This is a genomic window from Rhodococcus sp. KRD197 (assembly GCF_017168235.1).
Classification (GTDB): domain Bacteria; phylum Actinomycetota; class Actinomycetes; order Mycobacteriales; family Mycobacteriaceae; genus Rhodococcoides.
This window is the reverse complement of record NZ_JABFAO010000015.1, coordinates 152,823-165,544: the sequence shown is the minus strand read 5'-3', so window position 1 is coordinate 165,544 and position 12,722 is coordinate 152,823. Positions and strand designations below refer to the sequence as shown.

Annotated in this window: 12 protein-coding genes; 6 read left to right on the top strand and 6 right to left on the bottom strand. The window is 64.0% G+C overall.

Features of this window, described 5'->3' with window-relative positions:
- Nucleotides 1-94: 94 nt before the first annotated feature.
- Together J1M86_RS21595 and J1M86_RS21590 are read left to right on the top strand one after the other, a co-directional pair.
- Nucleotides 95-532 (top strand): Lrp/AsnC family transcriptional regulator, encoded by a 438-nt coding sequence (locus tag J1M86_RS21595; protein ID WP_206511304.1) that lies wholly within the window; start codon nt 95-97, stop codon nt 530-532.
- Nucleotides 529-1,608 (top strand): lysylphosphatidylglycerol synthase domain-containing protein, encoded by a 1,080-nt coding sequence (locus tag J1M86_RS21590; RefSeq protein WP_206511303.1) that lies wholly within the window; start codon nt 529-531, stop codon nt 1,606-1,608. Before J1M86_RS21595 ends, J1M86_RS21590 begins: the two co-directional genes overlap by 4 nt.
- Here J1M86_RS21590 and J1M86_RS21585 read toward each other — a convergent pair.
- Both J1M86_RS21585 and J1M86_RS21580 read right to left on the bottom strand, forming a co-directional pair.
- A complete protein-coding gene (locus J1M86_RS21585) occupies nt 1,557-4,253 on the bottom strand; it encodes a molybdopterin cofactor-binding domain-containing protein (RefSeq protein WP_206511302.1) in 2,697 nt (898 codons plus the stop codon). The genes J1M86_RS21590 and J1M86_RS21585 overlap by 52 nt on opposite strands.
- The gene (locus tag J1M86_RS21580) at nt 4,250-5,059 is read right to left on the bottom strand and encodes an FAD binding domain-containing protein (protein ID WP_206511301.1); all 810 of its coding nucleotides are present in this window, start codon (nt 5,057-5,059) and stop codon (nt 4,250-4,252) included. Before J1M86_RS21580 ends, J1M86_RS21585 begins: the two co-directional genes overlap by 4 nt.
- A gap of 141 nt (nt 5,060-5,200) precedes the next feature.
- Here J1M86_RS21580 and J1M86_RS21575 point away from each other — a divergent pair, with 141 nt between their 5' ends.
- On the top strand, nt 5,201-6,811 hold the full coding sequence (locus J1M86_RS21575; RefSeq protein ID WP_206511300.1) for a PucR family transcriptional regulator: 1,611 nt from the start codon (nt 5,201-5,203) through the stop codon (nt 6,809-6,811).
- A gap of 9 nt (nt 6,812-6,820) precedes the next feature.
- On the top strand, nt 6,821-7,450 hold the full coding sequence (locus J1M86_RS21570) for a DUF2461 domain-containing protein (protein ID WP_206511299.1): 630 nt from the start codon (nt 6,821-6,823) through the stop codon (nt 7,448-7,450).
- Nucleotides 7,451-7,501: 51 nt separating this feature from the next.
- Here the strand turns inward: J1M86_RS21570 and pucL are convergent, their stop codons facing one another.
- Genes pucL through uraD (J1M86_RS21550) form a run of 4 tightly spaced genes read right to left on the bottom strand, consistent with a single transcriptional unit; the run spans nt 7,502 to nt 11,162 of the window.
- The gene (pucL, locus tag J1M86_RS21565; protein WP_206511298.1) at nt 7,502-8,419 is read right to left on the bottom strand and encodes a factor-independent urate hydroxylase; all 918 of its coding nucleotides are present in this window, start codon (nt 8,417-8,419) and stop codon (nt 7,502-7,504) included.
- A gap of 1 nt (nt 8,420) precedes the next feature.
- Nucleotides 8,421-8,747 carry a hydroxyisourate hydrolase gene (uraH, locus tag J1M86_RS21560; RefSeq protein ID WP_206511297.1) on the bottom strand — a complete coding sequence of 109 codons (327 nt, stop codon included), beginning with the start codon at nt 8,745-8,747 and terminating at the stop codon, nt 8,421-8,423.
- Nucleotides 8,744-9,247, bottom strand: coding sequence for a 2-oxo-4-hydroxy-4-carboxy-5-ureidoimidazoline decarboxylase (uraD, locus tag J1M86_RS21555; protein WP_075840790.1), 504 nt, complete (start codon nt 9,245-9,247; stop codon nt 8,744-8,746). Before uraD (J1M86_RS21555) ends, uraH begins: the two co-directional genes overlap by 4 nt.
- 10 nt (nt 9,248-9,257) lie before the next feature.
- Entirely contained in the window at nt 9,258-11,162 is a 1,905-nt protein-coding gene (uraD, locus tag J1M86_RS21550) for a 2-oxo-4-hydroxy-4-carboxy-5-ureidoimidazoline decarboxylase (protein WP_206511296.1), read from the bottom strand.
- A 164-nt stretch (nt 11,163-11,326) separates the two neighbouring features.
- Between uraD (J1M86_RS21550) and J1M86_RS21545 the strand changes: the two genes are divergently transcribed.
- Both J1M86_RS21545 and J1M86_RS21540 read left to right on the top strand, forming a co-directional pair.
- Nucleotides 11,327-11,866 carry an NTP transferase domain-containing protein gene (locus J1M86_RS21545; protein WP_206511295.1) on the top strand — a complete coding sequence of 180 codons (540 nt, stop codon included), beginning with the start codon at nt 11,327-11,329 and terminating at the stop codon, nt 11,864-11,866.
- Nucleotides 11,867-11,909: 43 nt separating this feature from the next.
- Entirely contained in the window at nt 11,910-12,527 is a 618-nt protein-coding gene (locus tag J1M86_RS21540; RefSeq protein WP_206511294.1) for a class I SAM-dependent methyltransferase, read from the top strand.
- Nucleotides 12,528-12,722: the final 195 nt, after the last annotated feature.

The window sequence follows — 12,722 nt, the reverse complement described above, 5'->3', positions numbered from 1 at the left end:
TGTCCTGAGTCGACGGCAACATACCTCAGCTCCGGATATCTCATCCATACGAGTCCGATGGCCGAATCTGTCCACTCTGAGCTACATTGCGCAGGTGAGTGAAAACCTCGACCGGATAGATCGGTTGATCATCGACGAACTCGTCGCAGACGGCCGAGCCACCCTCGCGAGCCTGGCGGAGAAAGCCAGCCTGTCCGTTTCCGCTGTGCAATCGCGTGTTCGCCGGCTCGAGTCGAAACGCGTCATACGCGGATACACCGCCCAGGTCGATCCGGAAGCGATAGGTCGGGCACTGTCTGCCTTCGTCGCCATCACCCCCATCGATCCTGCGCAACCCGATGACGCCCCTGCACGACTCCGTCATATCAGCGCTATCGAGTCTTGCCACTCGGTGGCGGGCGAAGAGAGCTATGTTCTTCTGGTGCGCGTCGAATCCCCCCGCAGCCTCGAACACCTCCTCCAGGAAATCCGTGCAACGGCAAACGTGCGGACACGCAGCACCATCATTCTGCAAACTTTCTACGATCGATGACTCGGCCGGCAGTCCGCAGAATCGCTTCCGCTGCGCTGTCGTACGGCGTGGTCGGACTGGTGATGTGGCTCCTCTACCGAACAGTCGGGAACTCCGGTTCCGTTTCCCGGGCGGTCGGCTCCATCACCGCAACTCAGCTCTTGGTGGTCTCGGGATTGGGCCTGCTGTACCTGGCCTCCATGTTCCCTCCGATGGTCTACACGCTGCCCGGATTGACCATGGGCCAGGCCGGGGTCGCCCGGACGGCGTCGCTGGCACTGGCCAACACCGTGCCCGAAGGGGGCACCGTCGCAACCGGTTTGACCTTCGCGATGTATCGATCATGGGGCTTCGGACCGACCGACAGCTCCACCTCAATCGTCGCCATCGCAATCTGGACAAACCTGTCGCGCTATTTGCTGATGGCGGTGGCGTTGGTCGTGATGATCCTCTTCGGCTCGATCACAGGTTCGGCGGTGGCGATCGCGGTGGGCGTCTGCGTGATCGTGACGGTGGTGTGTCTCGCCGTCGCTCTGGTGATTGCCAACGACGGCTTCGCTCGACGGACAGGGCTTGGCCTGACCAGAGTTCGCAGCTGGCTGGCCGGTCGAATCACCCGCATCAGTCCCCGGGACATGGACCGGGTTGTCACCGACTTTCGTCTGCACCTACTCGGCCGAGTGCAGTCTTGTTGGCGGTCGTTGACCGCAACGATGGTGCTCTCGCAACTGCTCGGAGCACTTGTCCTCGGTGTGGCCGTGAGAATGTCGGGGCTGGGGCCGCACGAGATCGGGGTGGACCGCATCGTCGTCGCGTTCGGTGCGATGTGGCTCGCCGCCTTCATCGCGCCGACCCCAGGCGGGCTCGGAGTTGCAGAAGCCGCGCTCGTGGCTGTACTCGGGGTGGGGTTGGCCACCGACGCACAGGCGGAACTCGTGGCCGCGGTTCTTCTTTTCCGGTTTGCGACCTGGCTGCTTCCCATCCCGTTGGGTCTCATCGCGTACCTGTACTGGCGACTGACCCATAACTGGCGGGTGCCGGTCGATCAGCTGCCCAACGAACGCCAGATACGGTCCGAGGACAACGGCAGCTCGTAGAGACGGGTACCGACCGCATCGCGTATCGCGTTCGCCAACGCGGGAGCGACCGGGTTGTAGGGCGACTCGCTCATCGACTTCGCACCGAACGGGCCGAGCTGATCGTAGGTGTCCGCGAAGTACACCTCGGTTCGAGGAATGTCACTGAACTGCGGCACATGGTAACTACGAATGGAATCGGTGATCACTGTGCCTGCGCCATCGGTGCGCATCTCCTCGTAGAGTGCGGAGCCGATGCCCTGCGCTACGCCCCCTTCGACCTGACCGCGGCATTGCTGAGGATTCATGACGGTTCCCGCGTCCGCGCTCTGGATGGACTGCAGAATTCGCACCGTCCCGGTGGACGGTTCCACCGCGACTCGGAACGCCTGCACATTGAAGGCGAGAGATCGGGGAACGCCGCCGCTGTCACCGCGCGTGCGAAGCGCTCCGCCCGCAGCAACAAGGATGTCCTTCAGCGAAACGATTCGGTCGTCGTACGCTACGCCCTCCCGCCCGAGTTGCCCCAGCCGATCTCGGTAGCCCGTGATATCGGCACCGAGCGCCCGCACTCGGTCGGACATAGCCCTCGCAGCGGCGTAGACGGCTTTGCCGGCTACCACTGTGCCCGCCGATCCGAATGCGCCGGTGTCGTAGGTGGTGGCATCGGTATCGGACTGACGCACGACGATGCGGTCGGGTGAGGTCCCGAGCTCGGTTGCGACGATCTGAGTATGGACGGTGGTCGTGCCGTTGCCGAATTCGGCGGTGCCGACACCGATTTCGTAGCACCCGTCACTGCGTAGCGTGATCGAGGCCTCGGCATGGTGGCCGCGCGGCGGAATCGTCGCGATCATGGCCACGGCCATGCCCTCGCCGACCTTCCATCCTGGGGGCGCCGGATCGCCGTTGCCCGACCTCAGCGCCTGCTGCGCAAGGTCCAGACACTGATCGAGTCCATAGCTCCCGAACATCAGATCCTCGCCTTCGACATGGGCGGCGACCAGCGGATCACCCGGGACCACCACGTTGCGTCGGCGAAACTCGAACGGGTCCATGCCGAGTTCTCGGGCGAGATCGTCGAGCGCGGACTCGACGGCGAAAATGACCTGGCCGAGGCCGTATCCGCGGAACGCGCCCGAGGGGATGTTGTTGGTGTACACGGACTTCGCGTCGACCCGTTTGTTGGCGCACCGATACACCGCCACGGATTCACCGCAGCCATGGAACATCACCCCCGGGCTGTGATTGCCATAGGCGCCGGCATCGGTGACCACGTCCACGGAAAGCGCGGTGAGGGTGCCGTCCGATCGGGCCGATACCCGGACGTCGACCTCGAACGGATGCCGGCAGGGAGCGACGGTGAACTCGTCGGTCCGCGAGAACTCGAACTGGACCGGAGCGCCGGTGCGGAGTACAGCGAGAGCCACGATGTCCTCGGTGAGCAACTCCTGCTTCCCGCCGAATCCGCCCCCGACGCGCGCAGTGAACACACGAACCCGATCACGTTCCAGACCGAAGATCTCACAGATCTCATCGCGTACGAGGAAGGGGACCTGGGTACTGGTACGCAGTGTCAGCCTGCCGGAATCGTCGATCCACCCGATGGTGCCGTGCGTCTCGAGGTGTACGTGTTGCACCCGCTGCGTTCGCCAGCGTCCGGACACCACGACATCAGCCTCGGCTATCGCGGCGTCGACATCGCCTGTGGCGCCGTGCAGTTCGGCCACCAGATTGCGCGACGGGTCCGCGATGCGAGACTCCGGCCCCTTGTCTCCGTGCAGGAGCGGAGCCCCAGGCCGCGACGCGGCCTCGGTGTCGAAGACAGCCGGAAGTTCCTCGTATTCGACGACGAGAGCACGGCAACCCGCCTCTGCGGCGGCGAGTGTCTCACCGACGACCACCGCGACGCGTTGGCCCTTGAACCGCATCACCGTGTCGATCACTCGGGTGTCGTCCGGGTCATCGGCTCGCTGGTCGTGCCGCGCCGTGGAAAATGCTCGATCGGGACTGTCTGCGGCAGTGAGGACCAGCCGAACACCAGCGAGGGACTCGGCCACGGACGTGTCGATGGAAAGCACGCGCGCGTGGGGATGCGGGCTCGCCAGCACGCTGGCATGCAACAGTCCGGTCGGTGCGTAATCCATGGTGTACGGCTCGGTGCCGGTGACAATTCGCGCTGCGGCCGGGGCGGACAACGACCTGCCGGATGCTGCACCGTCGGTGGGTTGTTCGATGTTCGATACCCCGCGGACCGCGTCCTCGATAGATCGGTAGCCGGTGCAGCGACACAGATTGCCCTTGAGACGCTGGGGCAGTTCGTCGATGTCGCCCTCGGTGAGCGCCGATGTGGTGACCACCATTCCAGCTGTGCAGAAACCGCATTGGAATCCGCCGGCCTCGACGAAGCGCCGCTGTACCGGGTGCAGATCCTCCGGCGTGCCCAACCCGGCGACCGTGACCACCTCGCGCCCCGCAGCACGAAATGCTGGGTAAATGCACGAGTGCACCGGCTGCCCATCCACCAGCACCGAGCAAGCCCCGCAGTCGCCGGCGTCGCAGCCCTTCTTGACCTCGAAGTGAGAGTGCTCCCGCAGCAGCGTTCGCAGGCACTGCCCCGGTCGCGGTGAACACTGCGTGGACTTACCGTTGATCTCGACCTTCATCTCAACTCCTCGACGATCTCGCGGGCCGAGCTCTCACTGATGTGCCGTCGCCAGTCGGGGGCGCCGTGCGGGTCGTCGTACCACGCCGAGTCCGGAATCTGCATGGCGAGCTCGCGGCCCAGGGCCGCATCCGTGGGAAGCGTCGGAAAGCGCAGGACGTAGGGCCGCACCGTCGACGCGGTGACCGACAGCACGAACGATCCATCGAGGTCGACCCGCCCGATGATCACCGCTGCCGATCGTCCGAGCGGGGAGAGTGCGAGTTTCCGAAAAGCAGTCCGCGCCTGCAGAGCTCGTTCCGGCAGATGGATGCTTCGAACGATATCGCCTTCGCGCAGCGAGTGCGCGTGTGGCCCGGTCACCAGATCCGCTACCGGGACGCGATAGTCGCCGCCGTCGGGAGACCACACCAGCGCGACGCCGTCCATGGCCGTCGTCAGCGAAATCATCGCGCCCGCGGGCAGGGCTGTGCAGATGTTGCCACCGACGGTGGCGATCTTCCATATCTTGAACGAGGCGAGCAGGGCTGTGGCGCATTGGTGAAACAGCACCGTCGCCGGCCATCGGTCGAACCGGGCCAGCGCAAGGTGCTCGATGGTGCAGGTGGCTGCGATGTCGAGTCCCGTCTCGTCCTCGACGAGCGGTTCCCAGCCCAGCGCCGTGATGTCGACCAGAGTCCGCAGATGATCCTGCTTCTGCGAGAACAACCACGTTCCGCCGGCGAGGACGGCCGTGTCCGATCGCCCCTCGGGCAGCCCGGATCTGTCGCCTGGGACAACCACGTCTTCTATCGTTCCGAGGTCCATCTCGCACCTCCTTCGCTGTATCGAAACTCTAGTGAACATCTGTTACGCCGGAGGTGTTGTGACGCGATACGACGGAAACCCGACCGAAACACCGCGCGGTTATTGTCCGTTCATACAAAACCGTCCGGTTCAGGGGGAAATGTGCAGGTCAAGGACTTGCTCGAGGTAGCTCACTTCGGTATCCGGATGCTCACCACCGATACCGAAGCCCTCGAACGTACTGTGCGATGGACGTTCACGACCGATCTTCCCGACCCGTCGCGATACATCGCGGGCGGTGAACTCGTCATCACAGGGCTGGTGTGGCGTCGTTCGGCCGCCGATTCCGAGAGGTTCGCTCGCGCCGTGTTCGACTCCGGGGCTGCGGCCCTGGCGGCGGGTGAGGGATTGCTCGGCCATATTCCCGACGATCTCGTCGAGGCGTGCGAGCGATACGGGCTGCCGCTGCTGGCGGTCCCGGATTCAGTCTCCTTCGGCGACGTCACGGAGTTTCTGGTCGGCAGGGTGGCGGGCGACCGGATCGCGACGTTGAACGCATCCTTGATGCGTCAGCGGCAACTGCTCGCAGCAGTGGCCGAGGGACGTGCCCTCGACGAGCTCGCGCTGCACACCACGCGCGAAACCGGCATGCAGTGTTTGATTTTCACCGCCACGGGGCGCCGACTGGTGATCGAGGCGACACCGCTGTCCGATTCGGATGTCGACGCGCTGACTCATCGCGCGCTCTCGGCCGAAAGCCTGCCCGCTACCGTGACCTTGCGCGACGAGCGGGCCGGGGGCCGGGCGCGCACATTCAGCATCTTCGGCGTCGGGGCATCGTTGTCCATGCGCGCCACGCGGTGGTTCCTGGCGGTGGCGGGCGACTTCGCCACGTTCGCCCCGGCGATCACCGACGCCTTCGGTCAGCTCGCCGCGATTGCCGCGCTGGACCGAGCGCGCAGGGAAGAGGGCAGGCTGGTCCGCCGCGAGATCGCCGATCAGGCCGTGCGCCTCCTCGAGGGTGGCAGCGAGCGAAACGGGCTGCAGGGGTTTGGTAGGGAAACGTTCGTTCGTCTTCGTCAGGCCGGGGTGGATCCGGATAGTCCGCTGGTTGTGATCAGTGCGGCCTTCGTGGGGCGCAGCGATGCGAACGAGCTGCTCAGGACGCTCCTGCTGGATACGCTCACCTCGTTCGGTGGCGGTTGCGTTGGCGGTGGGAGCAGGGGAGACATCGTTGGGATCGTGGGCACGAGGGACGTCGACATCGTGCCGGTTCTTCGTACGCGGTTGCGACGCCTGGCTCCGGGTATCGGGCGTAGCCGGTTGGTGGTCGGGGTCAGCTCCGAGGTCACCGGTGCTGCTCTCGAAGGTGCCGTCGATGCTGCGCGGCACGCATTCGACGTGGCCAGAGCCAGCGATCGGCAGGTGGCGATCGTGACGGCCGGCGACCTGGACTCGGCGGTGTCACTGGTCTCGATTCTCCCCGACAGAGTTCGGCGCCAGTATGCAGAACGTGTCCTGGGTCCGGTTCTCGAATACGACGTCGATTCGGTTCTGTTGTCTACGTTGGAGGAGTTCCTCGCTCAGGGCGGGTCGTGGAACAAGACCGCCGAGGTGCTGCACGTGCACCTCAACACCGTTCGCTATCGCATCAAGCGGGTCGAGGAGCTCCTGGGTCGCGATCTCGGGTCCACTACCGACCGACTCGATGTGTACCTCGCGCTGAGGTCGGTGGGGGCGTCGACCAGGGAGCCTAGAGACCAGGCGACTTAGAATTGCAGCATGGCTTTCACGGGAATACCGTTCGCTGCACTCGATTTCTACGAGGACCTCGAAGCGGACAACAGCAAGGTGTGGTGGAACGCCCACAAGGAGGTGTACGAGCAGGAGGTCAAGGCGCCGATGAAGGCATTGGTCGCCGAGCTCGAGCCGGAGTTCGGTGAAGCCAAGCTGTTCCGGCCGTATCGCGATGTGCGTTTCTCCAAGGACAAGACCCCCTACAAGGCCCACCAGGGCGCGTTCATCGCACGAGGCCCCAGTCTCGGCTACTACGTGCAGATCGACCCGGCCGGGCTGTTCGTCGCCGGGGGTTTCTACGGCGCCAGTGCCGAGGGTGTCGCTCGATTTCGCGAGGCCGTCGACAACCAGGTTCGCGGAACCGAACTGGAAGGCATCGTCGCGGTGATGGAAAAGGCTGGGTTCGCGCTGGGAGGCGACCAGCTCAAGACCAAACCGCGCGGCTACGACGCCGACCATCCGCGCATCACCCTGCTGCGCCACAAGACGCTGACCGTCAGCAAGCACTTCGGTTCACCCGGATGGCTCGAGACTCCGAAAGCGGCTGTGCAGGTCAGGGATTCGTGGCGAAAGATGACACCGTTGGTGGAATGGGCGGAGCAGATCCTGCGTTAGGCGGCTCCGCCGCATGTGCGCGAAAATGCATAGTGGGGCACGTATTTCCGCTCACATGCTCTGGAAGGTCCGCCAGGCGCTGCCCGCTTCAGGAGCGTCCTCGCGCTCGACGGTTGCCTGGATGAGACCGTACGGACGGTCGTCGGCGTTGAACACCTCGTTTCGATTCTCGACGCCGAAGCGACCGGTGTCGTAGAGGAAATGGTGTTTGTTCGGCGCCGACATCCGGATCTCGGCGATGTACGGGTACTTCTCGAGCACAGCCGCACCCATCGCATACAGCGTCTGTTGTAGTGCGAGCGACTGAAGATTGGCGAAGCGTTCGATCATCGCGGCCTTCACTCCGGCATACACAGCGTCCCAATCGATATCGGTGTGGGTGTAGCGCCACTGCGCGGTCAGTGATGTCGCCATGACGCGGTCGTGCGTCGGCTCCAACACGGTCAGCTCGTCCTCGAGGAAGCCGGAAAACTCGGAACCGGTCGACTTGAGGATGATCAATTCCTTGAAGCCGCTGATCACCGAAGTCTTTCGGTCCTCGCCCGAGCCCTCGACGGTGACGGCCGACGTTCTGATCTCTTCGCCCTTGCGCGTCCAGGTGTGATCGTGCTCTGCGCCGTCGATGACCACCCGCTGCCAGGCGTACTCCTCCAGCTCGATGCGTGCTGCTTCGACCGGGTCGACATCGTCGACGTAGTGCCGGGCGAGGTCGAGACCGTAGCTCTCGATGTGCAGCAGGCCCTTGGACTTCGCATACGTGTACGCGGTCTGCTTCTGAGTGTCGGTGGGTAGCACGTTCGACTGATCGCCGACGAGGTGGGCGGGGGAGAAGTCGCCGCGGAGCGCGCTCGATACGTTGATGTCGTGAATCTCGTGCCGTGGCGTGTCCCGGTAGATTCGCACCACCCGGTTCTCCGCTTTCCCGTACTGGTTCGCCCCGAGGACGATCTTTCCGGTCAGATCAGTCATGTCAACTCCCGCGATAGGTCGAATAGGCGTACGGCGACAACAGCAATGGGACGTGGTAGTGGGCGTCGGTACTGGTCACGGTGAACGATATGGACACTTCCGGATAGAACGTGGGCACGTCGAGTTGTGCGAAGTAGCTGCCGGTGTCGAAGGAGAGCCGGTATACCCCGGGTTCGAGTGGACCCGGCGCCAGCTCGGGCACCCTTCCGTCCACATCGGTTGTCGTCGTGGTCAAGGCTTCCGCGCCGGTGCCGAACAAGGACACCGCGATCCCGGCGGCAGGTGTGCCGTTCATTGCATCGAGCACGTGGGTGCTGAGCCCGCTCATTCCTCCGGCCCCAACAGTCGATTCAGCCGAATTCTGTTGATCTTCGCCAATTCCACACGCAGCACCCGTCGCTCGGTTTCCGGATCGTTGCCCAACCTTTCTTCGAGGATAGCGAGCAACTCTTCGGCTGATCTGCCCGTGGCGCACACCAGATATACGTGGCCGAATTGATCCTCGTATTTCCGGTTCGCCGCGGCGAGCTCGGTCAGTAGGTCCGATCCGGCGCGCTGCACGGCTGCCTGCTCGCGTTGGGAGGAGGCATTGTCTGCTGTGCCGCCGATCCGTGGATGACCGTCGAGTGCCCGATCTATCTCGGCCTCCGGCAGCTCGGCGAGCACCCGTTCGGCCCGGTCGAGGAGCTGATCCCGAGTGGTGAACGGACGCGATCCAGCGACGCGGCGCGCCCAGATCGACGACGAGCAGCACTCGAAAAGCGCATGCATCGCCTGCCTGTCCGAGAGTCTGTTGAACCCCTCGAGGCCGATCCATTCGTGTAGCACGGCAGTCTCTCTATCTGTGCTCGGCGAGCCGACCGAAACGGGCGGACGCGATCGGGTTGGCGTCGGCGACGAGATCGTCGAAACGGTAGTTGGCGATCTTGGCGATCTCGATCATCGCAAAGGAACGCTCGGTAGCTGTCGCGTTCTCGATCCGCGACCAGCCGTTCGCGAGAACGCGATCGTAGCGCTCTGTCTCGCGCGCGCAGATGACCAGCGGGAAACCGAAGTGCTCGCGATACTCGCTGGCCAACTCGACGATGTTCTCGTGCTCGTCCTCCTCTAGATTGGACAGGCCGGTGTGGTCCGCCGCATTCAGTGTGCCCGTCGCGTCCTCGCTGCCGAGGTCGGGATAGTTGTTGATCAGTTCCAGCTGTTCCTCCGTGGTGCCGGCCAACAGTGCTGCCTGGAAAGCTTCCCGAAGGCCGTGCGCGTCGGCGAAAGGACGCTGCTCGTAGGCACGCTCGACAACCCAGGGTGTGCCCTGCACGAGGCCACCGAAGGTCGACGCGAACTCCTCCGGGGACATCGCATTGACCTGTTCGAGAGTGATGCCCTTACCCGGCCCGCCGGCGACGGTCCTGCCGCGACCTCCGACATGGAAGAACAGCACGTTGAGGACGATCGCGCTGACTGCCCCCAGCACGATGCCACTACCGAAGAGCATCTCCAACCACGCAGGCACGCCTTGCGAGACCGTCGGCTGAATCGTGACCAACATGGCCAGACCCAGGCTCGTCGCGACGATGATGAGATTGCGGTGGTCCGTGAAATCCACTTTGGACAAAGTTTGGATGCCGACCACTGCGACCGTTGCGAACAGCGCGAGAGCGGCGCCGCCGAGCACCGGCGGCGGAATGGAAGCCACCACAGCCGCGGTCTTGGGTAGCAGGCCGAGGAGAATCATGAACAGCCCGGCCGTGGCGACGACCCATCGGCTTCGAACCCCGGTCAGACGTACGAGCCCGACGTTCTCCGAGAACGCCGTGTACGGGAACGAGTTGAACGTGCCACCGATCGTGGTCGCGATGCCGTCGGCCCGCAGCGTCGCCGCGATGTCCTCCTTCTTGATGCGCTTGCCGACGATTTCGCCGGTGGCATAGACGCTGCCGGTGGTTTCGACGGCGATGATGAGCATGACGACAATCATCGAAATGATGGCCACCAGGCTGAATTGAGGGACGCCGAACAGGAACGGCTGGGTGAAGCCCACCCACGATGCCTCGCTGGTGCCGTCGAAGTTCATGTCTCCCAGCAAGAACGCGACGGCACTGCCGATCACCAGGCCGAGCAGCACCGCGATCGTCGCCATGAATCCCTTGAAGAACCGTTGAATAAGCACGATGATCAGCAACGTGCCGATGGCATACGCCATCCACCGTCCGTTCGTCGGATCCTGTTCGTGGGTAGCCGGATTGGTCACTGCGTCGTTGACGGCTACGGGAAGCAGTGCGACGCCGATGATGGTGATGACGGTTCCGGTGACGACCGGTGGGAAGAATCTCAGCAGCTTGCTGAAGTACGGTGCCATGAAGAACGTGAAGAGGCCGGCCACGATGACTGCACCGTAGACGTACAGCAGTCCCTCTGTGCCGCCGCCGTTGGCCATCGCGATTGCGATCACCGGCGAAACGCCCGCGAAGGTCACACCTTGAAGCAGCGGTAGGCGCACACCCACCTTCCAGAAGCCGACCGACTGAATGATCGAGGCGATACCGCAGGTGAACAGGTCGGCGTTGATCAGATGGATGAGCTGCTCGTTGGTCAGTCCGATCGCGCTGCCGATGATGATGGGCACCAACACGGCACCGGCGTAGAATGCGACGACGTGTTGGAAGCCGTACGCGGCCAGCTTGGGAACAGGCAGGACCTCGTCGACGGGGTGAACACGGCGACGCTTGGTGGGTAGAACGGACATGTGGACACCTCGCGGTAGCAAGCAGGGCATGAATTCCTGCCACGCTGCAGGAGAAGTGCTATCAGAATCCGGTATCGGGGCGGTTGCCGCGAGTCGAGCGCGCACAATATTCGAGGCAGTCACGAGCCGCGTGTTGTACGAAGATCCAAATGGAAGGTTGCTGGGTGTCAGAAGTCGCGGTTGGAATTGTTCTCGCAGCAGGGGAGGGTCGTCGATTCGGCTCGCCCAAGGTGCTCGCCGCGGACGGTGGCTGGCTCGACACGGCCGTCAGTGCTCTCCTCGGTGGCGGTTGCTCCAGTGTCCTGGTGGTTCTCGGTGCCGCCGACGCACCGATGCCCGAAGGCGCCCGCGCCGTCCACGCACCGGATTGGGCTTCGGGACTGAGCGCATCGCTGAAGGCGGGGTTGTCCGCAGCGGGCGAGGCCGAGTTCGCCGTCGTCCACGTTGTCGATACCCCCGACGTGGGACCGCAGGTGGTACGCGCGGTGCTCGGCGCCGCGCGCTCGGAGCCCTCGCACCTGGCCCGGGCGGTGTTCGCCGCCGAGCCGGGGCATCCGGTGGTGTTCGGACGCGAACACTGGGCGGAGATTCTCGCCACCTCGACGGGAGATTCGGGTGCGCGCGCGTTCCTGGCTGCGAGATCCGACGTCGCACTCGTCGAATGTTCCCGGTGGGCAACCGGGGTCGACCGTGACTTCCGCTGATCGGCGTCCCTCCAGGGACGCCTCGACGCGCAATCACCAGGCAATGACGAGGGCGGCGTACGACACCGTGGCGAAAAGCTACACCGAACTCGTTGCCTCGGACCTCGGGGACAAGCCGCTCGACCGTGGGATGCTGGCGATATTCACGGAACTGGTCACCTCGGGCGGGGACGGAGCCGTGCTCGACGCCGGCTGCGGATCGGGGCGCGTCGCCGAGCATCTTGATGGTCTCGGGTTGGCGGTGACAGGAATCGATCTATCGCCCGAGATGATCCGCCTCGCATCGACTGCGTGTCCGCAATCGCAGTTCGTGGTCGGCTCTCTTCTCGACATTCCCATTTCTGCGGGACGATTCGATGGAATCGTTGCCTGGTATTCGATCATCCACACGCCGCCCGAACAATTGCCGATCGTGTTCGAGGAATTCGCTCGCCTGTTGCGGCCAGGCGGATCGCTGTTGCTTGCCTTTCAGATCGGCGACGAGCGGGTGCGGCTCCGGGATGTGTACGGGCACAGGGTCAGTTACGACGCCTACAGATTGCGGCCATCAAGGATCGCCGAGAAGCTGAACGATGCAGGCTTCGCGGTGGAGGTTCAGGTGATTCGCGAACCCTCCGGTGGTGAACGTCAACAGCAGGCCTACCTGCTCGCGCGCTTGTGAGTGCTTCGGGCTGATGGCCTTTGGCGGTTGGTGCAAGGCGCAGTGGGTATTCCGCCTCTCGTTCGGGATCGGGAAACGTGTCGGACCCATCGCTTACACTCGCAAGTATGTTCGAATCGGGGGATTTCGAGGGTGTTGCCATGGACACCGACGTGTGTGTCGCGGGGATACTCGGCGTGCTCGCGCGCGACGCTT